Annotated in this window: 22 protein-coding genes; 10 read left to right on the top strand and 12 right to left on the bottom strand. The window is 69.0% G+C overall.

All coding sequences use genetic code 11. The features are described 5' to 3' along the window. Positions 1-11: 11 nt before the first annotated feature. Entirely contained in the window at positions 12-1,007 is a 996-nt protein-coding gene (locus AB2385_RS09130; protein ID WP_367654656.1) for a stage II sporulation protein M, read from the top strand. Here the strand turns inward: AB2385_RS09130 and AB2385_RS09135 are convergent. The 10 genes from AB2385_RS09135 to AB2385_RS09180 all read right to left on the bottom strand — a co-directional run bounded on the left by AB2385_RS09135 (position 985) and on the right by AB2385_RS09180 (position 10,688). Beyond that, on the bottom strand, positions 985-2,298 hold the full coding sequence (locus AB2385_RS09135) for a DUF58 domain-containing protein (protein ID WP_367654657.1): 1,314 nt from the start codon (positions 2,296-2,298) through the stop codon (positions 985-987). The genes AB2385_RS09130 and AB2385_RS09135 overlap by 23 nt on opposite strands. After that, positions 2,298-3,254 (bottom strand): AAA family ATPase, encoded by a 957-nt coding sequence (locus AB2385_RS09140; RefSeq protein ID WP_367654658.1) that lies wholly within the window; start codon positions 3,252-3,254, stop codon positions 2,298-2,300. Before AB2385_RS09140 ends, AB2385_RS09135 begins: the two co-directional genes overlap by 1 nt. After that, positions 3,232-4,386, bottom strand: coding sequence for a DUF4350 domain-containing protein (locus AB2385_RS09145; protein ID WP_367654690.1), 1,155 nt, complete (start codon positions 4,384-4,386; stop codon positions 3,232-3,234). The genes AB2385_RS09140 and AB2385_RS09145 overlap by 23 nt, the downstream gene beginning before the upstream one ends. Further along, positions 4,311-5,375 (bottom strand): DUF4129 domain-containing protein, encoded by a 1,065-nt coding sequence (locus AB2385_RS09150; RefSeq protein WP_367654659.1) that lies wholly within the window; start codon positions 5,373-5,375, stop codon positions 4,311-4,313. Before AB2385_RS09150 ends, AB2385_RS09145 begins: the two co-directional genes overlap by 76 nt. Then, positions 5,372-6,301: a hypothetical protein gene (locus AB2385_RS09155; protein ID WP_367654660.1), complete on the bottom strand. Its 930-nt coding sequence runs from the start codon at positions 6,299-6,301 to the stop codon at positions 5,372-5,374. The genes AB2385_RS09150 and AB2385_RS09155 overlap by 4 nt, the downstream gene beginning before the upstream one ends. Positions 6,302-6,481: 180 nt before the next feature. Next, entirely contained in the window at positions 6,482-7,588 is a 1,107-nt protein-coding gene (locus AB2385_RS09160; RefSeq protein ID WP_367654661.1) for a spermidine/putrescine ABC transporter substrate-binding protein, read from the bottom strand. 21 nt (positions 7,589-7,609) lie between these two features. Further along, the gene (locus AB2385_RS09165) at positions 7,610-8,386 is read right to left on the bottom strand and encodes an ABC transporter permease (RefSeq protein WP_367654662.1); all 777 of its coding nucleotides are present in this window, start codon (positions 8,384-8,386) and stop codon (positions 7,610-7,612) included. Beyond that, positions 8,383-9,234: an ABC transporter permease gene (locus AB2385_RS09170; protein WP_367654663.1), complete on the bottom strand. Its 852-nt coding sequence runs from the start codon at positions 9,232-9,234 to the stop codon at positions 8,383-8,385. Before AB2385_RS09170 ends, AB2385_RS09165 begins: the two co-directional genes overlap by 4 nt. Then, positions 9,231-10,277, bottom strand: coding sequence for an ABC transporter ATP-binding protein (locus AB2385_RS09175; RefSeq protein ID WP_367654691.1), 1,047 nt, complete (start codon positions 10,275-10,277; stop codon positions 9,231-9,233). Before AB2385_RS09175 ends, AB2385_RS09170 begins: the two co-directional genes overlap by 4 nt. A 183-nt stretch (positions 10,278-10,460) precedes the next feature. Further along, positions 10,461-10,688 (bottom strand): hypothetical protein, encoded by a 228-nt coding sequence (locus AB2385_RS09180; protein WP_367654664.1) that lies wholly within the window; start codon positions 10,686-10,688, stop codon positions 10,461-10,463. 262 nt (positions 10,689-10,950) lie between these two features. Here AB2385_RS09180 and AB2385_RS09185 point away from each other — a divergent pair, with 262 nt between their 5' ends. Then, the gene (locus AB2385_RS09185) at positions 10,951-13,416 is read left to right on the top strand and encodes a DNA internalization-related competence protein ComEC/Rec2 (protein WP_367654665.1); all 2,466 of its coding nucleotides are present in this window, start codon (positions 10,951-10,953) and stop codon (positions 13,414-13,416) included. Between the two features lie 27 nt (positions 13,417-13,443). Here AB2385_RS09185 and AB2385_RS09190 read toward each other — a convergent pair whose 3' ends face one another. After that, positions 13,444-15,159 (bottom strand): hypothetical protein, encoded by a 1,716-nt coding sequence (locus AB2385_RS09190; protein ID WP_367654666.1) that lies wholly within the window; start codon positions 15,157-15,159, stop codon positions 13,444-13,446. Positions 15,160-15,285: 126 nt separating this feature from the next. On the opposite strand from AB2385_RS09190, the gene holA reads away from it, so the two are divergent. Beyond that, on the top strand, positions 15,286-16,353 hold the full coding sequence (gene holA / locus AB2385_RS09195) for a DNA polymerase III subunit delta (RefSeq protein WP_367654667.1): 1,068 nt from the start codon (positions 15,286-15,288) through the stop codon (positions 16,351-16,353). 84 nt (positions 16,354-16,437) lie between these two features. Here holA and rpsT read toward each other — a convergent pair whose 3' ends face one another. Further along, positions 16,438-16,716: a 30S ribosomal protein S20 gene (rpsT, locus tag AB2385_RS09200; protein ID WP_367654668.1), complete on the bottom strand. Its 279-nt coding sequence runs from the start codon at positions 16,714-16,716 to the stop codon at positions 16,438-16,440. A 119-nt stretch (positions 16,717-16,835) separates the two neighbouring features. Between rpsT and AB2385_RS09205 the strand changes: the two genes are divergently transcribed. The 7 genes from AB2385_RS09205 (at position 16,836) to hemW (ending at position 23,955) form a co-directional block, all read left to right on the top strand. Next, a complete protein-coding gene (locus tag AB2385_RS09205) occupies positions 16,836-17,171 on the top strand; it encodes a phage holin family protein (RefSeq protein ID WP_367654669.1) in 336 nt (111 codons plus the stop codon). Positions 17,172-17,316: 145 nt separating this feature from the next. Next, a complete protein-coding gene (locus AB2385_RS09210; RefSeq protein ID WP_367654670.1) occupies positions 17,317-18,483 on the top strand; it encodes a glycosyl hydrolase family 18 protein in 1,167 nt (388 codons plus the stop codon). Positions 18,484-18,559: 76 nt separating this feature from the next. Next, the gene (locus AB2385_RS09215) at positions 18,560-18,811 is read left to right on the top strand and encodes a hypothetical protein (RefSeq protein ID WP_367654671.1); all 252 of its coding nucleotides are present in this window, start codon (positions 18,560-18,562) and stop codon (positions 18,809-18,811) included. Between the two features lie 141 nt (positions 18,812-18,952). Next, a complete protein-coding gene (gene greA, locus AB2385_RS09220; RefSeq protein ID WP_367654672.1) occupies positions 18,953-19,435 on the top strand; it encodes a transcription elongation factor GreA in 483 nt (160 codons plus the stop codon). A gap of 175 nt (positions 19,436-19,610) precedes the next feature. Beyond that, positions 19,611-20,789, top strand: a complete 1,179-nt coding sequence (gene spoIIP, locus AB2385_RS09225) for a stage II sporulation protein P (protein ID WP_367654673.1) — start codon at positions 19,611-19,613, stop codon at positions 20,787-20,789. A gap of 50 nt (positions 20,790-20,839) precedes the next feature. Then, a complete protein-coding gene (gene lepA, locus AB2385_RS09230; RefSeq protein ID WP_367654674.1) occupies positions 20,840-22,654 on the top strand; it encodes a translation elongation factor 4 in 1,815 nt (604 codons plus the stop codon). A gap of 68 nt (positions 22,655-22,722) precedes the next feature. Beyond that, positions 22,723-23,955: a radical SAM family heme chaperone HemW gene (hemW, locus tag AB2385_RS09235; RefSeq protein ID WP_367654675.1), complete on the top strand. Its 1,233-nt coding sequence runs from the start codon at positions 22,723-22,725 to the stop codon at positions 23,953-23,955. The last annotated feature ends 1 nt before the right edge of the window (position 23,956 follow it).

Raw genomic sequence — 23,956 nt, forward strand, 5'->3', positions numbered from 1 at the left:
GGTGTTGGCGGTTGAACTTCGACCAGTTCGTGGCACGGCGGCAGGAGACCTGGAAGGAGCTGGACCAGATCCTCGCTACCGTGCAGCAGCGGGGGGGCCGGCGGCTGCCCCTGGAACAGGTGGAGCGGCTCGGCCGGCTCTACCGGAAGGCCGCGTCCGACCTGGCATATGCCCGCACGTACTTCCCCGGTAGCCAGGCCGAGGCCTACCTCAACCAGCTCGTGGGGCGGGCGCACAACATCATCTACGCCGAGGAGACACAGCGGCTGCGCTCCCTCTGGCGTTTTTTCGCCTACACCGTCCCCGCCGGCGTGCGGGGGGCCTGGCGACCCGTGCTGCTCGCCGGCGGGCTGATGCTCCTGGGTGGGCTGGTGGGCTTTCTCGCCATCCTCACCGATCCCAACCTGGCCGAAGCCCTGGTGCCCGCTGACTTCCGCTACTACAAGCCAGAGGCCCGCGACGGTGAGATCCTCCCGGCAGAGTGGCGCACGCTGTTTGCCGCGGCGATTTTCCAGAACAACGTGTGGGTGGCCCTGCTGGCATTCGGACTGGGTGTCACCCTGGGCGTGGGGACCGCGCTGGTGCTCTTTTGGAACGGCCTCATCGTGGGGGCGCTGGCGGCGCACTGGTTCCAGGTCGGGCTCTCCTTCTCGTTCTGGGCGCTGATTCTGCCCCACGGCGTCCTGGAGCTGATGGCGATCTTCATGGCCGGAGGGGCCGGTTTCTGCCTCGGCTGGCCCCTGGTGGCGCCCGGCGACCTCTCCCGGCGGGACGCCTTCGTGGCCGGGGCCCGGCGGGCCGCCGTCCTCGTGGTGGGGGCGGTGCCCCTGCTCCTGATCGCGGCGGCCATCGAGGGTTTCATCACCCCCGCCGCCCTGCCGGAATGGTCCAAGTACGCCGTGGCTGCCTTGACCCTCGTCCTGGGCCTGGCCTACTGGCTCCTGCCCGGGCGCAGGGGCTCGCACAGTGCGGGCGCGGGCGGCCTTACAGACGGCCCTGCTCCTTGATCTCCAGGTACTGGTTCACCACGGCCGTAGAGAACGACTCCGGCGGCACGTCGATCACCAGCACGCCGCTGCGCTGCAGCCTGGCCCGCGCCTCTGCGCGCGCGGCCAGCACCTCCAGCGCGGCGGCTTTCGCGTATGTCTCACGCGCGCTCGCGGGCAGGCAGCGGCTCAGCGCGAGCAACTCCGGGTCGGTCAGGGTCACCACCAGCACCAGGTGGCGCGCCGCCATGGCGGAGAGATGGGTAATGAGTCCCTGGTTGATCTCCGGGTCGATCAGGTCGGTGAAGAGCACGATTAACGAGCGCTTGCGGTGCTTCGCCCGGAACCAGCCGAGCATCCGTCCGTAATCGGGCTCCACCTGTTCGGGGGCAACGTCGTACACGCTCTCCAACATCGCCATGACCTGGCCGCGGCCCTTCCGGGGGGGCACGAAGCACTTCACCTCGCCCCCGAAGAGCATCAGGCCCACCTGGTCCCCGCGTTCCACCGCCACCGTCGCCAGCAACAGCGCGGCGTTCAGTACGTGATCCAGCCGGGTGAGCCCCCCGATCTGCGGGACCATCAGACGGCCGGCGTCGATCAGGAGCATGATGGGCTGTGCGCGATCCGCCTGGTACAGGTTGGTCACCAGGGTGCCGCGCCGGGCGGATGCCGGCCAGTTGATCGCCCGGAACTCGTCCCCGACCTGATACTCCCGCAGCGACTCGAACTCGGTGCCGGCGCCCCTCCGGCGGGCCCGCTTCAGCCCCTCCAGCTGGCGGCCCGTCCGCATCGCCACCTCGTACTGCCTCACGGGTATCAGGTTGGGGTAGACCCGCGCCTCATCCGAGAGCGGCCAGGTGATGGTCTGCCGCCAGAGCCCCAGGGGCGAGCGGAACCGCCCGTGCAGCGGGCCGATGACGTACCGCCCGCGCCGCTTCGGCCGCACGCGGTAGGACGACTCGGTCCAGACGCCGGGCTGCAGCCGGACGACCGGCCACTCGGCCGCCGGCTCCAGGTGGAGGGGCAGGTCGTCCCGCACCTCCAGCGTCACCGGCCCACCGAGGCAGCGGAACGCCAGCCCCACGGGGTTGGCCTCGCCCAGCGAGAGCGGCCCGTCGATGCGGCGTAGCGCTTCGATGCGCCGGCGGGAGGCGAGGAGGTCGGCCACTGCCACCGCCCCCAGCAGGCTGGCCAGGAGGAGGCTGAGCCAGAGCAGCCCCGGCACGAGGGAAGGGGCCGCCGTGACCGCAAGGAGGAGGGGCAGCAGAGGCGTCGGGCTGAAACGGCGCGTGACCCGTGCGGCTCTCATCAGCGCGGGACCGGCAGGGACTGGAGGATCTGCTCCAGCACCTGGTCGGCCTGCACCCCCTCCACCTCGGCCTCGGGTCGGAGGAGAACCCGGTGGCGCAGCACGGGGCGCGCCATCTCTTTCACGTCGTCGGGCACCACGTAGTCCCGGCCGCGCAGGAGCGCCAGCGACTGGGAGCTCACCAGCAGGGCTACCGCCCCCCGGGGGCTGGCCCCCACCGCCAGCGAGGACCAGTTGCGGGTCGCCCGCACCACGTGGTTGATGTAGTCCAGCACTTTTGCCTCCACCGTCACCCGGCGGTGCGCGGCGCGCAGGGCGAGCAGGCCACCGGCGTCGAGCACCTTCTCGAGGCCCGCCTGCTCCAGTTCCTGGGCCCGGAAGCCCTGGTAGTGCCTTTCCAGGATGGTGCGCTCCTCGTCTTCCGCGGGGTAGTCGATGCGTACCTTCATCAGAAACCGGTCCAGCTGCGCCTCCGGCAGCGGATAGGTGCCCTCGTACTCGATGGGGTTCTGGGTGGCGATCACCATGAACGGCTGGGGCAGCGGGTAGGGCTGCCCGTCGAGGGTCACCTGCCGCTCCTCCATAGCCTCCAGCAGCGCCGATTGGGTCTTGGGCGGTGTGCGGTTGATCTCGTCGGCCAGCAGCAGGTTGGTGAAGATCGGGCCTCGTTTGACCTCGAAGGTGAGGTCCTTGGGATTGAACACAGTGGTGCCGATGACGTCGGCGGGCATGAGGTCCGGCGTGAACTGGATGCGCCGGAACTCGATGCCCAGCACCTGGGCGAGGCTGCGGACCATCAGGGTCTTGGCGAGCCCCGGCACGCCCTCGATGAGCACGTGCCCGCCCGCAAGCAGGGCCACGAGGAGCTGCTCCACGACCTGGTCCTGACCGACGATCACCTTTCGCAGTTCGGTTTCCACCCGCCGCAACGTGTCAACGATAGCGGTGTCCGGCATGATCGATTCTCCTTTGCAGACTCTCAACAGCGCGGGCCAGGGTGACCAGCTCCAGGTCAGACCGCGGAGGGGTGGAGGCCGACGCCCGGTCCAGCAGCTGCTCGATCTCTTTCTCCGGGACCCCGCACCGGGCGGCCGCCCGGTGGGCGATCTCGTCATGGGGGAGTTCCGCAACGCTGCCCGTCAGCCGGCCCAGGTGGGTCCGGAGCGAGCGGTACAGCGCCCGCAGGACCACCTCGGCAGCCCGGGCCCTGCGGTACAGCTGACTCATGGAGTGCACGTACTCCACCGCGGCGCGGGGCGGGCGGGCCGGAACGGGCCTCGGCGAGCCGAAGCGGGCACCGTAGGCCCAGAAGAGCAGCACCACCGCCAGGCCCAGCAGCGCCACGGAAACCCTCAGCGGCCCCCGCAGGACCTGCCACCAGTGAATGGGGGAGGTGAAGCCGTGGTGGTACTCGTCGAAGGCCACCTGTCCGCCCCCGGGCGGCCACAGGATCTGGAGAGCCAGGTCCAGATTCTGCTCCTCCCCGATATGGGCGTTGCTCAGCCAGTCGGTGTCGGCTGACCAGAAGACGCGGCCCTTGCCGATGCGCCACGAGATCAGCACCGGCCGGCCATCGGCATCCTTGAGGTGGACCAGGCGATCACCCACGTCGCCGGTGAAGCGGGCGGAACCCACCGAGACGGTGCGGATGCCCACCGTGACGGGGTGGGGCGCGGCGGGCCGCGCCGCACCGGCCTCCCCGGTTCTCAGGCGAACCTGCCAGGCGCCGGGCAGCCCGTCCGGCCTTCCGCCCAGCAGGACGACGCCGCCTCGGGAGACCCAGTCCTCCAGGGCCCGGATTTCGTCCTCCATCAGGCGGGGCACGTCCCAGATGACCAGGCGCTCCACGCTGCCGTCCAGCTTGCTGAGGGGCAGGGTCCAGCGCCGGGCCGCGCGCTGGTCCTCGAACACGGCGTAGATGGCCGAGAGTCCCGTGGGGCTTTGCGAGTACGTGGAGCCGACCTGGCTGAGGAAGGACGGGCTCTGGTCGTTCAGCAGCGTGCCGACGAAGATCAGCGCGATGACGCCGACGATGACCCACCAGAGGTCTCCTTTGCGGCTTGCGATACGGCATCCCCCTCTCGCCAGAGCTGCAAGATGAGCCCCTCGGCCTGTTGGTAGTCGTCCATGCAGGCCGACCGGCCTGCGTACAGGCAGGCGTCCACCAGGTCGTGGAGGTTGCGGAGTGCCGGCCGGAGTGCCGGTTGGCGCCGCCCCAACTGCACTTCGTGCTCCCGGTTGGTCTGGGCCGGGTGGTACCGAATGAGGCCCAGTTCGTCGAAGTGCTTGAGGAGGGCCAGGTGGGCCGTCCGCATGCCCTCCAGGTACTCCCCGCGCCCGGCGGCGGCCTGGGCACGCGCAAGGAGCTCGGCCGGGCGCAGCGGTCGTTCCGGCGCCGGCCCCTTTCCGCCCCGCCACACGGCATCGCGGCCCGCACCATGTCCCGACAGCATCTGGTAGACCTTCACGCCGGCCCAGATGAGGACGGGGACGCTTACGATGGCGAAGGCAAACAGGCCCAGTTCCTCGGCAGACGCCACGTCTTCTTCGTCGAGCCCCAACAGCCCCAGCCACCAGGCCCGCAGTCTTCCGAGCGTGTCGTGTACCCAATCCTGCAGCCGCACCTGTAACCGTACCAGGACCGACTGGCTGTGGATCTCGGCCAGGGCCCGGTCGAGGCTGCGGCGGGCATCGCGGACGGTTATGGGCCGGCCGTCGCGCAACTCCTCGGCCGCATCCAGGTGCACGTCAAGCACCCGCTGGGCGTGTTCCAGCGCAGAGCGCGGGTTCTCCTCGGCTGCGCGCAGGGCGTCCAGAAGGTCGCTCAGGTCGGCCTGCGCCACGCCGGCCGCGCTGGTGACTTCGGCGATGCCTTCCAGCCGTTCACGGGCGGCGCGCACCGCGGCGATCGCCCCCTCCTCGTCCCCCCGGCGCAGCGACACCTCTGCCGCCGCCAGCCGCCCACCGGCTTCCGAGAGGCGCTTTGCGTACGCCTCGGCCGGTATCGGGGCGGCCGCGGCGGGTGCCGCCACCGGCAGCCAGAGGAGGAGCAGGAGGAGGGCGATCCCCCGCCTCATGGCTGGTAGTCTGCGGGAGCGGATGCTGCCGCCTGTGCCGCAACCATGAGCTCCAGGTCGTACCCCTCCCTGCGCACGCGGGTGTCGAAGTAGATGAGGGTCAGGCCCACCATCGTGAAGGGCACGATGATGCTCGTCACCGCCCACTGCAGCAGCGAGCTCACGGCAGTGGGGATGAAGGACGCGGTGAGCGCCGTGGTGATGGCGGCGGCGAAACTCACGGGGCCGATGATGATCATGGAGAGCACGCCGGTCATCAGGCTGAAGACGATGCCGGTGCCCAGGAGAGGCCAGAAGCGGGACCAGGCCAGTTTGAACGACCGGCGGATGGCGGCGATGGGCCCCAACTGTTCCACTACCACGGCGTGGGTGGAGAAGATGCTCAGGACGAGCAGTGCCACGTACCCGACCAGCAGGGTGATGGGGGCGAGCACCACCAGGCCGGCGAGAATCAGCACCGGCAAGGCCACGATCCAGACCAGAATGAGCAGGGCGAACACGCCCAGCATGGGCCAGTAGCGGCCGGCGGCGACCCGGAACGTCTCGCCCAGCGGGACGGGCTCCATGTGCAGGACCGCCCGCGCCGCGACGTCGATCAGGGCGCCTTGGAAGAGCGGGTACAGAAGCAGGCCGCCGACGCTCATCCCGAAGAAGACTCCGAGCACGGAGAACAGCGGCGTGAAGTCGCCCATCTCAGCCGCTGTTGCCGCAAGGACCAGGGGATGGTCCGTGGGGTCCGCCATCAAGCCGGGCATCAGACTGATCTGCAAGAGCGCGAGGATGAGTCCGGGTAAGCCGACGAGGAGTCCGACGGCCACCAGCGGGCGCCAGTACCGCCCGAAAGTCCTGAACGTCTGGTCCAGAATCTGGCCCAGGTCTTTCGGTTGCAGGACTGCTTCCGGCCGATCCGGTCTGTACAGCGACATGCCTCAACCTCCCCAACAGTGTGAAACGATCTTTTACACTTTCGAATCACACCGCCAAAATCCTGCCCTTTGCCGCACGTTGCAGGCTTTCTCCAGGCCAGCCAAGTGGAATGCGAAAACGGGCTTTCGGGTTCACGGCATAAAAAAAGAGGGAGCGGTTGCCCGCTCCCCGGAAGGGCACTAGCCCTTCACTTCAGTCCAGATCTTATCGTAAATCTGGTTCATCTCGTCACCCAGATCGTCCAGCGACTCCGCCTTCTCCAGCCACTCCGCCGGCGGGTTGATGGCCTTGTTGGCCAGATCCTCCGCGGAGATGTAGGGCTCGGCCGCCTTGTTGGGGTTGCCGTAGGGGTACGCTGCCGAGATGCGCGCACTCACCAGCGGATCCAGCAGGAAGTTGATGAAGACCTCCGCCGTGTACTTGTGCGGCGCGTCCTTCGGAATCGCCACGTGGTCGATCCAGATCGTCACGCCCTCCGGCGGGATGATCCACTCGAACTCGTCGCTCTCCCGCATCACGAGGGCCGCCTCGCCGCTCCAGACCACGCCGCCCCAGACCTCGCCGCCTAAGAGCAGGTCCTTGGGGCTGTCGCTGTTGAAGGCCTTCACGTTGGGCTTGAGCGCCTTCAGCTTCTCCTTGGCCGCCTCCAGGGCCTCGGGATCGGTGGTGTTCAGCCCGTACCCCATGGTGCGCAGCGCGATGCCCACCATCTCCCGGGCGTCGTCCGGCACCACCAGCTTGCCCGCGAACTCCGGGTTCCACAGGTCGTCCCACGACTTGATCTGGTCCGGGTCGATCTTCTCCTTGTTCACCACGATCCCGGTGGTTCCCCACACGTACGGCACCGAGTAGTCGTTGTTCGGATCGTGCTCGAGCCCGCGGAAGCGCGAGTCGATGTTCTTCAGGTTCGGCACGTTGGCGTGGTCGATCTGTTCCAGCAGCCCCTCGCGCTGCAGCACCTTGACCATGTAGATCTCGGGGATGATGATGTCGTAGCCGGAGGCGCCGGCCTTCAGCTTGGCATGCATCTCCTCGTTGCTGGAGTAGGTGTCGTAGTTCACGCGCACGCCGTACAGCTGCTCAAACTCCGTGATCACCGACTGGGGCAGGTACTCCGTCCAGGTGAAAACGTTGAGCTCCCCAGAAAGCCGGCTCATGTCCACGCCGGGATCCCGCTCGGGCCGGGGCAGGTCCGAGGCCATGCTGGTGCTGCCAGAGGAGCACCCCGAGAGGGCCAAGGCCGCCAGCAGGACGGTGGCGGCCGCCAGCCCCACGCGCTTGTGCATTCCGCTCATCCTCCCACTTCATTAGAAAATTCGGTTTTGGGTCAGCCGCTGGAAAAGGGTGGTGGCTACGGCCGTCACCAGCAGCATGACGGTGGACAGTGCATTGACCTCGGGGGTCAGGCCGGTCTTCATCATCCCGTAGACACGCAGGGGCAGGGTGGTCGACCCCGGGCCTGCGGTGAAGAACGAGAGGATGAAGTCGTCCAGCGAAAGGGTGAACGAGAGCAGCACGGCAGCCAGAATGCCGGGGGCCAGGAGCGGCAGCGTCACGTGCCGGATCGTCTGCCACGGAGTGGCACCCAGGTCGCGAGCCGCCTCCTCCAGGCGCTCGTCCATGTCACTCAGGCGGGCCCGCAGCACCAGCACCACGTATGAGATCGAGGTGCCCACGTGGGCCGCCAGCATGGTGCCCAGCCCGAGCTGGATGCCCAGTGCCGTGAACAGCACCAGCGCCCCGACGCCCAGTACGATATCGGGCAGCACCAGGGGCAGGTAAAGGAGCCCCTCTACCCACAGGCGGCCGCGCACCTGCCGCCGGTGCAGGGCGAGGGCGGCGGCCGTGCCCAGGGTGGTGGCGATCACGGCCGTGGCGGTGGCGATGATCAGGCTGTTCTGGACCGCCTCCCAGAGCAGGCGGTTGTGGAACAACCGCACGTACCAGTCCAGCGTGAAGCCCTTCCAGATCGCACTGGTGCGGGAACTGTTGAAGGAGAGAACGACGAGGATGAACACCGGCAGATAGAGGAAACCGAAGACCAGTGCGGCGTACGCGCCCAGCCAGTTACGCCTTCCTCTCACCGCTGCACCTCCCCGCCGTCCAGGCGCCCGGCCCGCTGCACCAGCAGGGCCACCACCAGTGCCACCGCGGCCAGGACCAGCGCGACGGCGGCGCCGAAGGGCCAGTTGCGGGCCTGCAGGAACTGGTTCTGGATGAGGTTGCCCACCATGACGGACCTGGCGCCGCCCATCAGGTCAGGCACCAGGTACATGCCGAAGGCCGAGATGAAGACCATCATGCAGCCCACGAGCACGCCAGGGCGGGAAAGCGGCCAGGTCACGTTCCAGAACGTGGCAAACGGGCTCGCGCCCAGGTCCTGGGCGGCGTTGAGGAGCCGCTGGTCGAGCTTTTCGAGGTTGGCGTACAGCGGCAGGATCAGGAGGGGCAGCAGGGTGTAGACGAGCCCCACCTGCACCGACGCCTCATTATAGAGCAGGGGGAGCGGTTCATCAATCATTTTCGCGGCCATGAGAATCGAGTTGATCACCCCCTGGGCCCGGAGGAGCGCCATCAGGGCGTAGGTACGCACCAGGAAATTGGTCCAGAACGGGATGATCACCAACAGGAGCAGCCTGCCCCGCCGCTGGAGCGGGCTGCGGGCGATATAGTAAGCCAGGGGGTAGCCCAGGAGCAGGCAGAGGAAGGTGGCCAGTCCCGCCTGCAGGATCGAGCGCACGAAGATGCGCAGGTAGATCGGATCGGCCAGGCGGGCGTAGTGCTCGAGGGTGAAGCCCTGGGGCAACGGCGAGTCCGGGGCGATGTGCGCCGCAAAGCTGTAGGCGAGCATGAGCACGAGCGGCGCTGCGACCAGGGCCAGCAGCCAGAGCACGGTCGGGGCGAGTGCCGCCCATCCGCTTCGCCGCGTCATGGCGCCACCACCACGCAGTGCTCGGCGCTGAAGCAGAGCTCCACCTGGTCGCCCAGATCAGGTCCGGGCCCTGCCGGCAGCAGAGCAGCCAGGCGCCGTCCAGCCACCTCCACGACCAGGCGGACACCCGTGCCGACGAAGAGCCGTTCAGCCACAATGCCGTGCACCCGGTTCTCCGCCGGGCCCACCGGGGTCGCAGAACCCGGCCAGCGCACGCGCACCTGCTCGGGCCGCAGCGCCACCGTCGTGCGGCCCGGCCCCACGTGCCGGTCCACGAGCAGGTGGTAGTCGCCCCAGCGCAGGCGGCCGGAGGCGGCACCCTCGCCCTCCAGCAGGTTGGCCTCGCCCAGAAACTGCGCCACGAACCGGGTGGCGGGGCGCAGGTAGACCTCCTCGGGCGTCCCCAGCTGCTCGATCCGGCCGTTCCGCATCACCGCGATACGGTCGGACATGGCCAGGGCCTCCTCCTGGTCGTGCGTCACGTAGAGGAAGGTCGCGCCCAGCCGCCGCTGCAGTTGCCGCAGTTCCACCTGCATGGCCCGGCGGAGCTGCAGGTCCAGCGCCCCCAGCGGCTCGTCCAGCAGCAGGACCTTCGGTTCCAGCACGAGGGCGCGCGCAAGGGCAACCCGCTGCTGCTGCCCCCCGGAGAGCTCGTGGGGCCGCCGACCCCCCATGCCCTCCAGTCGGACGAGTTCCAGGGCAGCAGTGACGCGCCGCTTGATCTCGGCCTGGGGAACCTTCTGCATGCGCAGGCCGAATGCGACGTTGTCGAACACGGTCATGTGGGGGAAGAGGGCGTAATGCTGGAAGACCGTGTTCACCGGTCGCTTGTAAGCCGGGAGTCCCTGAACCGGCTTGCCCGCGAGCCAGATCTCGCCGCACGTGGGCTCCTCGAACCCGGCCAGCAGCCGCAGGGTGGTCGTCTTGCCGCAGCCGCTGGGGCCGAGGAGCGTCAGGAACTCTCCCGGACGAATTTCGAGGTTGAGATCGGTGAGGGCTTCGGTCGAACCGAACGTCTTCGACACGCCCCGAAACTCGACCATGTTGTTCGTAGCGGTCTCACGCCTTTCTTCCAAGATTTTGGGCGTGTTCTCCCCTGCGCGATCGCATAGGGCACACGCCAGCCATGATCATTCGTCCCCCCGGGGATCGGTTCCTTCAATGGTTGGCCTCCAAACGAAAAAATCAGCGGCCGCCAGATGCGGGCGGCCGCGTGCGGCTGCTTTTCAGGCGCTGGGACGGTGGGTCAGGCAATCGGAGGCGTGCACCCGTTGCGGCCGGATCACCCGCAGCCGGGCGCGGCTCTTGGCGCGCCGCCGCGGCGCCCGCCGCCGCTCCTGCGCGGGCGCCGGTGCGGGCTCCTGCAGGGCGATCCACTGGGCCACGATGAATGCCACGGCCATGATCAGAAGGCAGAGCAGCGCGTGGGTATCGGGAGTCACCTGGAACAGCATGCGATCTCCCCCTTCCGCAGGCCGTCAGCTGTATCGTTCGTGAAAGCTCGAACAAGCCAGGGCAAACCCTTCGTTCCAAATCTATTGTAACCGAGGGCTGCACCGGCGCCCATGACCCGGACGCCCCATTTGGGAGACCCCCATTGGTGGAGGAGCCGTAGGCACGCGGCTACGAGGGAGGGAGTAGGCCTACCCGTCCACAGGCAGGAACCGGCCGCGCTGCAGCGAAGACTACCAGAAAATGGATGCAGGAGGGCTGGCCGTGTGGTCGCGCCCTGCGCTTGTTCTGGCTGCGGCCCTGGCGGTGGGCATCGCACTGGCGGAGTGGGCGAGGCCCCATCTCGCGCTCTGCCTGGCTGCCTTCACACTGTTGGTCGGGCGGTTCCTCACCGGGCGCCGGAGCGGGGTGATGCTCCTGGCGCTGGTGGTCGCGTTCGGCGCCCTGCGTCATACGTACGCGCAGATGGTGGGCCGGGGGAACCTGGAGGCATGGACGGGCCAGCGCGTCCGCCTCACCGGGACCGTGGTGAGCGAGCCCGAGCTGCGCCAGCCGGGCCGGGTGGCGTACACCCTCGCCGCGGAGTCGGTGGACGGGCACCCCGTCCGGGGCCGGGTGCGCGTGACCCAGCGGGCGGGGTCCCAACCCGCATTCGGCGAGCGCGTTGCCCTGTCGGGCCGCCTCGAGCGCCCTTCTGGGCCCCGCCACCCGGGCGGGTTCGACGAGGCGGCTTACCTCGCCCGCCAGTCGGTCTACGTGGTGATGGAGGCCGGAACCCCGGAGCGGCTGGGGCCCGGGGCGCTGGATCCGGTCCGGCGGGCCGCGGTGGCCACACGGCTGCGCCTGGAGGGCGTGCTGTACCGGGCGCTGCCGGAGAGCCACGCGGCCCTGATGGCGGGCCTGCTGTTCGGGAGCCGGTCGGACCTGCCGGAGGACGTGGCGGCGGCCTTCCGGGCCACCGGCGTATTCCACCTGCTGGCCGTGAGCGGCGGCAACGTCGCCATGCTCGTCGTGCCGCTCCTCTGGTTGCTCCGGCGGGCCGGGTTCAGCCGGGCCGGCGCCTCGGCCCTGGCCATCCCCGCGGTCCTGTTCTTCGTCTTTCTCACCGGCGCGACGCCCTCCGTGCTGCGGGCCGGCCTCATGGCGATGCTCGTGCTGGCGGGCGACATACTGGGGCGGGAGCGGGACCCGCTCAACACCCTCGGCGCCGCCGCCGGGCTTCTGCTGGGGCTCATGCCCGGGCTGCTCTTTGACCTGGGCTTTCAGCTCTCGGTGAGCGCGACGCTGGGCATTCTGCTCCTCGCGGAGCCGATCCGAAGCTGGCTCGCGCCCCGCCTTGCGCTGTTCCTGCCGGAGCCGGTGGCGAGGGGGGCGGCGGACGGACTGTCGGTCACCTTCGCGGCGCAGGCGCTGGTGGAGCCCCTGAGCCTCCATACCTTCGGCGTGTTCTCTCCCGTGGCTCCCGTGGCCAATCTTGTGGTGGTCTTCTTCGTGGGCTGGCTGGTGCCCGGCGGGATGGCGGCCGTGGTGCTGGGGCTCATCTTCCCTCCGGCCGTCTGGCTGCTCGGGGCCGTGGGCCGGTGGGCCTTGACCGGGCTCATCTACACGGTGAAGGCCCTGAGCGCGCTCCCGCTGGCGCAGCTGGAGGTGGGCCGGCTGCCCCTGGCCGGCGTGCTCCTCTGGTACGGCCTGCTTCTGCTTGCGATTCCCGCCCTGCGCACGCGGCTCTCCGCCGTCTCGCGGTCCGCCTGGCAACGCCTGCGCGCCGCTCTCGCGGGAAACCGGGCCACCGGGGCCCTCATCCTGCTGCTGGCCCTGGGCGCCGTGCTCTCCTGGCGCCTGGCCCTTGCCGCACCGCCCGACCGGCTCGAACTGGTCTTCCTCGACGTCGGGCAGGGCGACGCCATCCTGATTCGGGCCCCTGGCGGGCGGGCCGCCCTGGTGGACGCGGGCCTGGCGTACGCGGCGCAGTCCGGGGGCGGCTTTGACGCCGGTGCCGAGGTGGTGGTGCCTTACCTGCGCCGCGCAGGGGTGCGCCGGCTCGACTACCTGGTGCTGACGCACCCCGACGCCGACCATGTGGGCGGGGCGGAGGCGGTGTTGCGCCAGATTCCGGTGGGCCTGGTGCTGGTGAGCAGTACCGAAGGCGCCGAGCCCCGGCATGTCGCGGCTCTGGTCGCGGCCGCCGAACGGGGCGTGCCCGTGCGGGTGGCCCGGGAGGGCGAGACGCTTGCCCTCGGGGAGGGCGTGCGGCTTCATGTGCTCGGCCCGCCTGCCGTGCCTATCACCGGCAGCCGGTCCGACGACAACGCCAACTGCGTGGCCCTTCGGCTCACCTACCGGCGGGTGGCGGCCCTCCTGGCCTGCGACCTGGAGGCGGAGTCAGAGGAGCGGCTGCTGAAGCGGGGTTACGACCTGTCGGCCGACGTGCTGAAGGTGGCCCACCACGGCTCTCGCCACTCGACGACCGAATCGTTCCTCCGTGCGGTCGCCCCCGCGATCGCCGTGATCTCCGCAGGGAGCGGCAACCCGTTCGGCCACCCCCACGACGAGGTGCTGGAACGACTGCACGCCGCCGGCGCTGCGGTCTGGCGCACGGACCGGCACGGTACGGTGACGGTGCGGACGGATGGGTTCCGCATCTGGACGGCAGGGAGTGCGGGCAGTCCGGAGGACGCGGAAAGCCGGCCCCCCGGGCTCTGGGGCCGGCGCTGGTTCGGGGCGTGGTGAGCGGGCACCCGGCGCGGGCAACTTCCCTCAGCGGCGGCGACGGTCTCCCCCGCGCCGGCTTCCCCGACGGCGGTCTCCTCCGGGCGAGTCGGACTGCACGCGGTCCGCCCGCCGGATGGCCCTCAGGCGGACCACCTTGTCGGCGTTGATCTCAGGGTCGCCCACCTCCTTGGGCGGCCAGCGGTAGCGGGCGAACCGGGCGGCCCGCACGGTGGTCCAGGCCCACAGCGGGGCGAGTGCGCCGATGGTGACGACCTGCAGGGCGGCGATGAAAAACACGGCCCAGAGTCCCGCCGGCGGCAGGGCCACCGGGAAACTCCAGCCGATCAGGAGCACCAGTGCGCCCGCAGGCAGGGCGATGAGGGAGGCGAGCCCGAGGGCCGTATGGAGCCCGCCGGCGGCCAGGTAGCGGGCCTGTCGGTAGTCCCGCCGCGAGAGCACGAACCCGGCCACCACCATGGAGAGCAGCCCGGCGATGGCCGAGGCCCCCGCCACGAGGTAGGCCGCCTGCCGGAGGGAGGCGTACGAAAGCTCCCCGAAGACAACGTGCCGCCCCCAGAGGGCCAGGAGCATGAGCGTGAACAGGGCGGCGTACGCCAGGTGCGCACGGAAAGCGGCGCCGCCCAGACGGGTGCGGTAGAGCACCAGCAGGTAAAGCAGCAGAACCAGAAGCCCGGGCCCCAGGTAAGGCAGGCGCGCCTTGGCGCCCGATACGAGCCAGGCCTCGCGTGCCTCCGCCATCTGCCGCTCCAGGCCGCTCAGGTAGTCTTCGGCCTCCACCGCCGAGGCCGGCGGCTCCGGCACCTCCGCCGGGGCGCCGTAGGCGGCGAGGGCCGCAGCCACAAACGCCCGCCGGGAGGAGAGGTACACCTGTACCACGGCATCGAGGGGCCGCCCCTGGGCGGCGAGGGCGCTGTCGATGGGCCGCCCCTGTGCGGATACGGGCACCGGCAGCCCGGCCAGTGCGGCCAGGGTCGGCGCCACGTCGTAGACGGTGGCGTCGCCGCCGGCGCCGGAGACCACCCCGCTGCCGGCCAGGACCAGCGGAAGGGTCGAAGGCCTCCCGGAGGCGGCGTCGGCGGTGCCGAGCACCACGACAGCGGTCTCGCGCCAGTCGATCAGGTCGAAGAGGGCGACCAGGCGGGCGTCCAGTTCCGCCAGCGCGTCGTCGCTGCGGCCCCGGGAGAGGTCGTCCGCCTCGATGACCACCAGGCCGGGGCCGCCGGGAGCCAGCAGGTCGGCCACCGCGGGGGCACCCAAATCCTGCTCTCCCAGCCAGGGATCGAGCCGTCCGGCAGCCAGGGCATCCAGGGCCCGGCCACCCGCACCGCCGGCCCGGACCTGGCTCCGGGCGGCCGCCTGAAGCAGGTCGTCGGCGGTCAGCGCCGCCTCGCCCGCGCCCACGAGTACGCCGTGGTAGGCGGGCGGTGCACCGGTGAGCAGGCTGGCCAGAAGCGGCGCCTCGCCGGCGAACCCCGACGCCGTCAGCCGGTAGCCTGCGCCCCGGCGGTGCAGCCAGTCTACCGACGGCAGCCGGTGTGCATCCTCGGTGGTGAGCCCGTCGATGATGAGGAAGACGACCCGGTCGGCGAGAGGTGCCGACCCCGCCGTCAGCGGCTCGGCGCTGACGACGGGCCGGAAGTTGGACAGCCGGGCCACGCCTTCCGCCGCAGCGCGCCAGGCGCCGTAGGCCGCACCGAACAGCAGGCAGATGAGCAGCAGCACGGCAGGACCGCGGCGCACGGGATCGCCCCCTTGTTTGACGGTGAATGCTCATAGATTCCATCTGTGGCGGTGGCCCTCCTGCAGGGAGCCGGGTGCGGCGCCCCGAATCCTTGCAGGCAGAGCAAGCTGAGGGAGTGGCGCGGCGTGCATTACCGGGAAGCCCTGGCAGAAATCGAGAAGGGCCAGATCCGGCCGGTCTACCTCGTGTACGGAGGGGAACCGTTCCTCATCGACGAGGTGCACCGCGCCCTGAAGGGCGCGGTGGTCCGGCCGGAATCGGCCGACTTCAACTACCACGTGCTCGAACCCGGCCCAGATCAGGTGACGCAGGCGCTGACCCTGGCCCAGACCCAGCCGTTCTTCGCCGAGCGCCGCCTGGTGGTGGTGAAGGAATGCCCGGCGGTGGTGCCGCGGCGGAAGGGGGCGGCGGAGAAGGAGCCGCCGGAGGGCGCGGAGGGGCCGGCGGATTCCGGAGAGCCGCCCGCGAGCGGGGCCGACGCCGCCCTGCTGAGCTACCTGAAGGCGCCGGCACCGTCCACCGTCCTGCTCTTCCTGGCCGGCGCCGTGGACGCGCGGCGAAAGGTCACCCGGGCGCTCGCCGCCGCCGGGGCGGTGGTGGAATGCCAGCCGCTCAAGCCGGAGGATGCGGTGATGTGGGTGCAGCAGCGGGCGCAGTCCCGGGGCAAGCGGCTGGGCACGCAAGCGGCGAACCTGCTGGTGGAGCGCATTGGGCCGGACCTCTCGCTCCTGGACAGCGAACTGGAGAAGCTGGTGCTCTACGTGGGCGAGGCCCGGGAGATTCCGGCCCGCGCCGTGGAGGCCATGGTCTCCAACCTCGCCGAGACGGAAATCTGGCGCCTGGCCGACGCCGTGCTGAGGCGGGACCGCACCCGGGCGATGGTGCTGCTGGACCGGCTGCTCGCGCAGGTGGACCACCCGCTGCAGCTGCTCGTGGCCGTCACCAACCGATTCCGGCAGTTGCTCCTGGTGAAGGCGCTCTCGACCGAGGGTCTCTCCCAACGGGACGGGGCTGCCCGGGCCCACATGCACCCCTACGCTTACGCCAAGATGGCGGAGCAGGCGCGGGCCGTGCCGCGGGAGGACATCGTCCGCGCCCTGGAGCGGCTCCTGGACGCCGACGTGGCCATGAAGTCGGGCTTCGACCCGCGGCTCACCCTGGAGACGGTGATCGTGGAACTCATGGGAGAATGAAGGGCGACAAGACAGGAGCCCCAACCGCAGCCTGTGCGGTTGGGGCTTCACGCTTCGTGTGGGATTCGGCGGAGTTCTGGCCGTTCAGCTGTTGGCGGCCTGGCCAGACTGGGTGGCCTTGAGCAGCATCCGGGCCAGACGTGCCTTCTTGCGGGCAGCAGTATTCTTATGGATGACACCCTTGGACGCGGCCCGGTCAAGCGCCGAGAAGGCCTTGTTCAGGAGGACCTGCGCGTTCTCGGTGCCAACAGCCTCCCGGTACTTGCGAATAGCGGTCCGGAGGCTGGACTTGACCATCTTATTGCGCAGCGTGCGCTTCACGGCGATCAGGGCACGCTTCTTCGCGGACTTCGTGTTAGCCAATTCCTCACCTCCAACGTGGCTATTCTAGCACGCGTAAGTATGGCATGCAAGGGAAATCGCGCCGCGAATAAGGGACGTGACGCGCGTTCACACTACCCGTCAGGGAAACGGAGGTGTGAATGGCCGTGCTGGGTGCAGTGGTGCGTTTCGTCGTCTCTGCGCTGGTGCTGATGGTGGTGAGCTGGCTGACCCCGGGCTTTCAGGTGAGCGGTTTCTGGGGCGCCTTGTTCGCGTCGCTGGTGATCGCCGCCCTCGGTTGGGCCGCGCAGGCCATGCTGGGTCGGGGGGCGTCGCCCGCCGGACGGGGATTCGCAGGGTTCATCTCTGCCGCGATCATCATTTATCTGACAGGTTGGCTCTTCCCCGGGTGGCTGGCCGTCACCTGGTGGGGGGCGCTGATCGCTTCCTTCATTATCGGACTCGCCGACGCCGTGGTTCCCACCGCACTGCGCTGATGGACCCGGCCTCCCGGGCGGCCCCCCTTGCTGCTTGGCAGGGGGGTTCTTTGCATGCGGCGAACCATTAGGAGCCCCGGCATCGTCCTATCAGCGAACAGCCGGCCGTGCAGGCGGCCCGGCACCGTCGCTGAGGTGATGCCGCTTGTCCCTTCCGGAAACCCGGCACCAGACCGACGCACCGCGCAGGAGGCGCTCCTGGCGGGCGCTGCTGGCCGCACTGCTCCTCGCGGCAGCCACCGGCGTCGGCGGCTTTTTTCTGGGGCAGTACACGGCTCCGCACTCGCTCCTGGACCCGCTCTGGGTCCGCGCTTACCTGAACCGGCCGCTGGATGAGTCGGCACCGGGGGAAGGCTTTTGGATCACGGGCTACTATGTGGACTACGACGACGACTCGCTGGAGTCGGTACGCCTGAACGCGCCGCACCTGGACCAGGTGATCATCTTCGGGCACGGGTTCGACTGGGAAGGAAACGTGGTCGGCAAGGATCAACACCTGCTCCGGGGCGTGACGGGCGAGCAGAAGCGCGTGCTGCTGTTTGGCAACTTCCACGAGGGTGGCTTCGACGCCGACCTCGCCCACCTGATCCTCACCGATCCGCAGGTGCAGGAGCGGGCGATCTCCGGGATGCTGAACGAGGCGGCCCGGCTGGGCGTGGCTGGCCTGCAGATCGACTTCGAGAACCTCTATCCGGAAGACCGGGATGCGTACACCCGGTTCCTCACCCGACTCAAGGACCGGCTGGAGCCGCTGGGGCTCACGCTCTCCGTGGCCGCTGCGGCCAAGACGGCCGACACCGCCACGGGTTGGGGCGCCGCCACGGACTACGCCGCCGTCGGCCAGATCGTGGACCACTTCTACATCATGGCATACGATGAGCACTGGCTGGGCGGGGAGCCCGGGCCCGTCGCCTCGCTGGGCTGGGTGGAGCAGGTGATTCGGTACGCCATCGGCGTGATGCCCTCGCAGAAAATCGTGCTGGGCGTCCCGTCGTATGGCTACGAGTGGGCCGCCGAATTCGAGGAGGGGGCGTCGCCCAACGCTGCCTACGGCCCGGGGCGGATGGCGCGCCGTGCCGCCGACTTCGGTGCCGAGGTGTACTGGGACCCCGTGGCCGGGGAGAACAAGGCGGTCTTCGTCAGCGACGAGGGCACGCGCATCGCCTGGTACCCGGACGAGCGCAGCCTGGACGCCAAGCTGCGCCTCGCCTACCAGTATAACCTGAAGGGGGTCGCCGTCTGGCGGCTGGGGCTGGAGCCCGAGGAGTGGTGGCACCGCATGGGCGCCTTCCGGCTCAATCCGGAGAAGTAGCCGACGTTCAGCCTACCCGGCGCGGCGCCGATGTGATAATCTATTGGCATCATTCCGAAACCAAGGGGGGCCACGTGTGATGCGCTTGCAAGAGGTCGCAGCCGAGCTGGCCAGGCGCATGAACTGCACCGTCGAACCGGGGCCCGAGGATGCCGCGGAGGTGACCGTGAGAGGGAAAGGGTATCGCTTCGTGGTGGCCGGCTTCTTCGGCGGCTGGCAGGCGACCCTGTATGTGCCGGACCAGAAGCCGGTTACATTCTATGGCGAGGCCGTGGAGATGCTGGAATACCGGCTGAAGGGCTGGCTGTCCGGCAGGCCGGTGGAGTAGCACAGACAAATCGCTTGATTCTGCTCCCTGCCGGATGTACAATAGGCTCCGGAAGCCAGCGGGCGAGCGTCTGCGTGGTTCTTCTTTTTTTCCTGTGCCGGCGAGAGCCGGCAATTCGGCGTATTGTGAGGAGAATGCCACATGGAGGAAAACAAGCCGGTTGTTCTGTCGCCGGAAGGCCTTCAGCAGCTCCAGGAGGAGCTGGACTATCTGCGCAACGTCAAGCGCAAAGAGGTGGCCGAGCGCCTGAAGGAGGCCCGCTCGTACGGCGACCTCTCCGAGAACTCGGAGTACGACGATGCCCGCAATGAGCAGGCATTCGTCGAAGGGCGGATCACGCAGCTGGAGAACATGCTGCGCAACGCCGTGGTGCTGGACGAAGAGGACGCCGCCGCGGCGGCCGGCACGGTCCGGCTGGGCTCCGTGGTGGTGCTGAAGGACCTGGAGTTTGGCGACGTGCTGGAGTACACGATCGTCGGGACGGTGGAGGCCGACCCCTCCAAGAACAAGATCTCCAACGAGTCCCCGGTTGGCCAGGCCATCATGGGCAAGTCCAAGGGGGAGATCGTGGAGGTGCATGCCCCCATCGGGACGATCAAGTACGAGATCCTCGACGTGAAGTAACACAAGGAACCCCCGACCCATTCCGGGCCGGGGGTTTAGTTTTGTCCGAAGCGGGGAGGGGGCTCCCGCCCTCTCCCCATCCCCGCTCCCTATTGGTTGGTCACCGCGCACCGCGACTTGTCATAACGCCTGCGCCCTGTCCGTACAAATGGGTAAGCCAACCCATGCAGGCGAGGTGAGTCCGATTCTCCGGAACTTCTGGACGGCGCGGCCGCTCCTGGTCGCCTACGCGGTGGTGACCGCCGCCACCCTTGGCCTGCTCGTGAACCGCCAGCCTTCTGGCGCCGGCACCATTCCGGCGATGACCGATTCTGCTGCCGCCGTCGCCCGCACTGAGCCGGACCGGCAAGGGCCGCCGCTTTGGCTGCAGCTCTTCCGCCCCGGGTTGCCCACCGCCCGGCGGGTGTTGCATACGGCGCTGCCGGCCCTCGCACCCGCCACCGGTGCGGCCGAGGGCGCGGCCCGCGATCTGCGCTTCTGGTGGACAGGCCCCGGGCAGCCGCAGCCCCAGACCCTCTTCCAGGCGGCCCTGCCGTTCCTGCGCCCGCCGGCTGAACCGGCGGAGACCCCCGAGCCCCCGACGGCCGGCCCGGAGGCAGAGCCGGCGGTCCCGACGGGCGAGAGCCCCGGTCCTGAGGTTCAACCCGCGCAGGAGCCGCCGCCGGCGCCCGCGACCGAGCAGCGGACGATGGAGGTGGTAAACGGCGGGCTGCCGCTGGTGGGCATCTACCACACCCACGACTACGAGTCGTACATCTCGGAGTTTCCCGACCTTGCGGTGAGCACTGACCAGGACCTGATGCTTGTGGCCTCGTTCGACCACAGCAAGCGGACGATCGTGGACGTCGGGGAGATTCTTGCCCGGCGGCTGCGCGATCTCGGCGTGACGACCGTCCACGCCCCCTTCCGGCACCAGGAACTGGGGTACGACTATGCCTACCAGGCCTCGCGGGTGACCGCCCAGCGGATTCTGCGGGAGGCGCCCACCGTGAAGGTGCTCCTCGACCTGCACCGCGACGGCAACATGAACCTGGACTCCACCACGTACATCGACGGTCTGCCGGTGGCCCGGGTCCGGTGCGTCATCGGGGCCCGCGAGGATCTGGTCCACTGGCAGGAGAACCTGGCGTTCTGCAACGCGCTCATGGCGAAGATGGAGGAGGCCCATCCGGGCATCACCCTGCCGACGCTCACTCCCCAGGCGCGCTACAACCAGGACCTGCTGCCCGGTGCGATCCTCCTGGAGATCGGCAACGCTCTCAACACCTTCGAGGAGGCGGAGCGGGCGATCCACTACCTGGCGGAGGCGCTGGCGGAGCTGCTGCGGTCCGGGGAGTACCCTGGTGCCCCCTGAGCGTGCTATAATAATCTGAAGCCTATTTTGGGGGGGCGAAACAGGAGGGCATGGTCGACCAGAAGCACATCCGCAACTTCTGCATCATCGCCCACATCGACCACGGCAAGTCCACCCTGGCCGACCGGCTGATCGAGTACACCGGGGTGCTGAGCAAGCGGGAGATGGAAGATCAGGTTCTCGACACGATGGAACTCGAGCGGGAACGGGGCATCACCATCAAGGCCCAGTCGGTGCGCATGGAGTACACGGCCGACGACGGTGAGCGCTACGTCCTGAACCTGATCGACACCCCGGGGCACGTCGACTTCCACTACGAAGTCTCGCGCGCCCTCGCGGCCTGCGAGGGCGCCTTGCTGGTTGTCGACGCCTCGCAGGGCATCGAGGCGCAGACCCTGGCTAACGTCTACATGGCCCTGGAGCACGACCTCGAGATCATCCCGGTGATCAACAAGATCGACCTGCCTTCGGCCGAGCCGGAGAAGGTAAAGAAGGAGATCGAGGAGGTCATCGGCCTCGACACCTCGATCGCCGTCATGGCGTCGGCGAAGACGGGCGCTGGGATCAAGGAAATTCTCGAAACAGTTGTCAACTTTGTGCCGCCGCCCCAGGGGGACGAGCGGGCGCCGCTGCGCGCGCTCATCTACGATTCGTTCTATGACTCGTACAAGGGCGTTGTGACCTACTTCCGCGTCTTCGACGGCACGGTGCGGAAGGGCGACCGGATCCGGTTCATGGCCACCGGCAAGGAGTTCATCGTGGACGACCTCTACATCTTCCGGCCCGGGCTCACCCCGGTGGACGAGCTCAAGGCCGGCGAGGTGGGCGCGCTGGCGGCGGCCATCCGGGAGGTGAAGAACGTCCGGGTGGGCGACACGATCACCCTCGCCACCAACCCGGCCCAGGAGCCCCTGCCCGGCTACCGGAAGGCGACGCCCATGGTCTTCACCGGCCTGTACCCGGTAGAGACCAACGACTACAACCGCCTGCGGGACGCGCTGGAGAAGCTTCAGCTGAACGACGCCTCGCTCTCCTTTGAGCCCGAGACGTCGGAGGCCCTGGGCTTCGGCTTCCGCTGCGGCTTCCTGGGCCTGCTGCACATGGACGTCATCCAGGAGCGGCTGGAGCGGGAGTTCGACCTGGACCTGATCACCACCGCGCCGAACGTGGTGTACCGCATCAACCTGACCAGCGGCGAGCAGGTGATGATCGAGAACCCGGCGCACTGGCCCGACCCGTCCAAGATCGAGTCGGTGGAGGAACCCGTTGTCAGGGCTTCGATCATCACGCCGTCCGAATACGTCGGCCAGCTGATGGAGCTCTGCAAGGACCGGCGGGGCACCTTCATCACCATGGAATACCTGAACGAGAAGCGGGTAAACCTGCAGTACAAGCTGCCGCTCTCGGAGATCATGTACGACTTCTTCGACCAGCTGAAGACCCGCTCCCGGGGCTACGCCAGCTTCGACTACGAGGTGACCGGCTACGAGCCGGCGGACATGGTGAAGATGGACATCCTGGTGCACGGCCAGGCGGTGGATGCCCTCTCGTGCATCGTGCACCGGGATAAGGCGCAGAGGCTGGGGCGCGCCCTGGTGCAGAAGCTGCGGAAGCTGATTCCACGGCACCTGTTCGAGGTGCCCATCCAGGCCGCCGTCGGCAACAAGATCCTGGCGCGTGAGAACATCGCCCCGCTGCGGAAGGACGTGCTGGCCAAGTGCTACGGCGGTGACGTCACCCGCAAGCGGAAGCTGCTGGAGAAGCAGAAGGAAGGCAAGAAGCGGATGAAGGCGGTCGGCTCCGTCGAGATCCCGCAGGAGGCTTTCATGGCGGTGCTCTCCACTGACCCAGACGACGACAAGTAAGAGCGGCCGGGCTCCGCTGAGCCCGGCCGTGATGCTGGGAGGGGATCGCCCTGGCGATCGGGCTCTACGTGCACATCCCGTTCTGCCAGCACAAGTGTGCCTACTGCGACTTCAACAGCTACGCCGGCCTCGGCCGGGACGAGCAGGAGCGGTATGTGGCCGCCCTGCTGGCGGAGATGGACCTCTGGGCCGCCCGCCCGGAGCTCCGGGGTGAGCAGGTCGCCACGGTCTTCGTGGGCGGCGGCACGCCCACCCTCCTGGAGGGGCGGCTGCTGGCGCGCGTGCTGACGGGGGTCCGTGCGCGGTTCCCCCTTGCGCCCGACGCGGAAGTGACGGTGGAGGCGAACCCGGGCACGGTGGACGTGGCGGGGGAGAAGTTGCACCTGCTGCGTGAGGCCGGCGCCAACCGCATCTCTTTCGGCGCCCAGGCCAGGCAGGACCACCTGCTCCGGCGGCTCGGCCGCATTCACACCGCCGCAGAGGTGGAGGAGGCGGTGGCGGCCGCACGGCGGGCGGGCTTCACCAACATCAGCCTCGACCTGATGTACGGGCTGCCCGGCCAGACCCCGGAAGACTTCCGCCGCACCCTGGAGTGGGCGCTCTCGCTCGGGCCCACGCACATCAGCGCCTACAGCCTGATCGTGGAGGAGGGAACCCCCTTCTACCACGAGTGGCGGGCCGGCCGGCTCGACTTGCCGCCTGAAGACGCGGAAGAGGCGATGTTCCGGGAGGGCAAGGCGCTTCTCGAAGCGAATGGATTCGAACATTACGAGGTCTCCAACTACGCCCGTCCCGGTTTCAAGTGCCGGCACAACCTGATCTACTGGCGGAACGAGCATTACCTGGGGCTCGGCTGCGGTGCGCACTCCTTCCTGCGGCTGGCGGCGCCGCTGCCGAACCTGGGTGCCCCGCGCCCGGGCCTCAGCGCCTCCCGCGTGCAGGGCGGCAGCCCGGTCGAGACTGCGCCGGGGAAGCCCGGGCAGCAGTACCGCTTCTGGAACCTGAAACAGCCCGGCACTTACCAGGCGGCGCTGGCACAGGGCGTGCTGCCGGTGGAGGCCGGCGAGCCGATCGACCGGCGCGAGGAGATGGCCGAGACGATGTTCATGGGCCTCCGGCTGCTGGAAGGCGTGAGTCGGCGGCGCTTTGCCGGCCGGTTCGGCCAGGAACCGGAGGAGGTCTACGGGCCGGCGATCGGGCGGTTGGTGGCGCAGGGGCTCCTGGAATGGAACGGGGAGTGGCTGCGGCTGACGGAGCGGGGGCTCAGGCTGGGCAACGTGGTATGGGCGGAGTTCGTGTAGG

The sequence above is a fragment of the Symbiobacterium sp. genome (genome assembly GCF_040797425.1).
Classification (GTDB): domain Bacteria; phylum Bacillota; class Sulfobacillia; order Symbiobacteriales; family Symbiobacteriaceae; genus Symbiobacterium.

Bases quoted from the DNA above. Each gene is read 5' to 3' on its own strand.
- AB2385_RS09180 (WP_367654664.1), bottom strand. From the start codon at position 10,688: ATGCTGTTCCAGGTGACTCCCGATACCCACGCGCTGCTCTGCCTTCTG.
- AB2385_RS09205 (WP_367654669.1), top strand. From the start codon at position 16,836: ATGGCCGTGCTGGGTGCAGTGGTGCGTTTCGTCGTCTCTGCGCTGGTG.
- AB2385_RS09170 (WP_367654663.1), bottom strand. From the start codon at position 9,234: ATGACGCGGCGAAGCGGATGGGCGGCACTCGCCCCGACCGTGCTCTGG.
- AB2385_RS09140 (WP_367654658.1), bottom strand. From the start codon at position 3,254: ATGCCGGACACCGCTATCGTTGACACGTTGCGGCGGGTGGAAACCGAA.
- AB2385_RS09160 (WP_367654661.1), bottom strand. From the start codon at position 7,588: ATGCACAAGCGCGTGGGGCTGGCGGCCGCCACCGTCCTGCTGGCGGCC.
- AB2385_RS09135 (WP_367654657.1), bottom strand. From the start codon at position 2,298: ATGAGAGCCGCACGGGTCACGCGCCGTTTCAGCCCGACGCCTCTGCTG.
- greA (WP_367654672.1), top strand. From the start codon at position 18,953: ATGGAGGAAAACAAGCCGGTTGTTCTGTCGCCGGAAGGCCTTCAGCAG.
- AB2385_RS09155 (WP_367654660.1), bottom strand. From the start codon at position 6,301: ATGTCGCTGTACAGACCGGATCGGCCGGAAGCAGTCCTGCAACCGAAA.
- AB2385_RS09150 (WP_367654659.1), bottom strand. From the start codon at position 5,375: ATGAGGCGGGGGATCGCCCTCCTCCTGCTCCTCCTCTGGCTGCCGGTG.
- AB2385_RS09175 (WP_367654691.1), bottom strand. From the start codon at position 10,277: ATGGTCGAGTTTCGGGGCGTGTCGAAGACGTTCGGTTCGACCGAAGCC.
- lepA (WP_367654674.1), top strand. From the start codon at position 20,840: ATGGTCGACCAGAAGCACATCCGCAACTTCTGCATCATCGCCCACATC.